This window comes from Ahrensia marina, assembly GCF_001293565.1.
Taxonomy (GTDB): domain Bacteria; phylum Pseudomonadota; class Alphaproteobacteria; order Rhizobiales; family Rhizobiaceae; genus Ahrensia; species Ahrensia marina.
The window spans coordinates 1-1,157 of sequence record NZ_JXMU01000040.1; the positions used below are offsets into that span (position 1 = coordinate 1).

Genomic DNA, 1,157 nt, shown 5'->3' on the forward strand with positions numbered 1-1,157 from the left:
ATGGCCAAGGAAAAGTTTGAGCGCAATAAGCCGCACGTGAACATTGGCACGATTGGTCACGTTGACCACGGCAAGACATCACTGACAGCGGCGATCACGAAGTTTTTCGGTGATTACAAAGCTTATGACCAGATTGACGGTGCACCGGAAGAGCGTGCACGCGGTATTACTATTTCAACTGCTCACGTTGAGTATGAAACAGAAAACCGTCACTATGCCCACGTTGATTGCCCGGGCCACGCCGACTATGTGAAAAACATGATCACAGGCGCAGCGCAGATGGACGGCGCGATCCTTGTTTGTTCAGCTGCTGACGGCCCGATGCCGCAGACACGCGAACACATTCTTCTTGCCCGTCAGGTTGGTGTTCCTTCGCTTGTTGTGTTCCTGAACAAAGTTGACCAGGTTGACGACGAAGAGCTTCTGGAACTTGTTGAAATGGAAGTGCGCGAGCTTCTTTCATCATACGACTTCCCGGGCGACGATCTTCCTGTTGTTAAAGGTTCTGCGCTTGCTGCTCTTGAAGACAGCAACAAGGAAATCGGCGAAGACGCAATCCGCGCGCTGATGGCTGCTGTTGATGAAGCAATCCCGACACCTGAGCGTCCTGTTGACCAGCCGTTCCTGATGCCAATTGAGGACGTGTTCTCAATCTCCGGCCGTGGTACAGTGGCAACTGGCCGTGTTGAGCGCGGTGTTGTTAATGTTGGCGACGAACTTGAAATCGTCGGCATCCGCGACACGCAGAAAACAACATGTACGGGTGTTGAGATGTTCCGCAAGCTGCTTGACCGCGGTGAAGCAGGCGACAACATCGGTGCGCTTCTTCGTGGTATCGACCGCGAAGCGATTGAACGCGGCCAGGTTATCGTGAAGCCGGGTTCAGTGACACCGCACACAACATTCACAGCAGAAGCCTACATTCTGACCAAAGAAGAAGGCGGTCGTCATACACCGTTCTTCAACAAGTACCGCCCGCAGTTCTACTTCCGCACAACAGACGTGACAGGCGAAGTAACACTGCCGGAAGGCACTGAGATGGTTATGCCTGGCGATAATGCCGAGATGAATGTTGAGCTGATCAACCCGATCGCGATGGAAGAGCGCCTGCGCTTTGCTATCCGTGAAGGTGGCCGCACAGTAGGCGCGGGCATCGT

Annotated in this window: 1 protein-coding gene; it reads left to right on the forward strand. The window is 53.8% G+C overall.

The window, feature by feature from the left end:
- Window positions 1–1,157 (forward strand): elongation factor Tu (gene tuf, locus SU32_RS16565; RefSeq protein ID WP_054000497.1); only part of this gene is annotated, 1,157 nt, incomplete at its 3' end.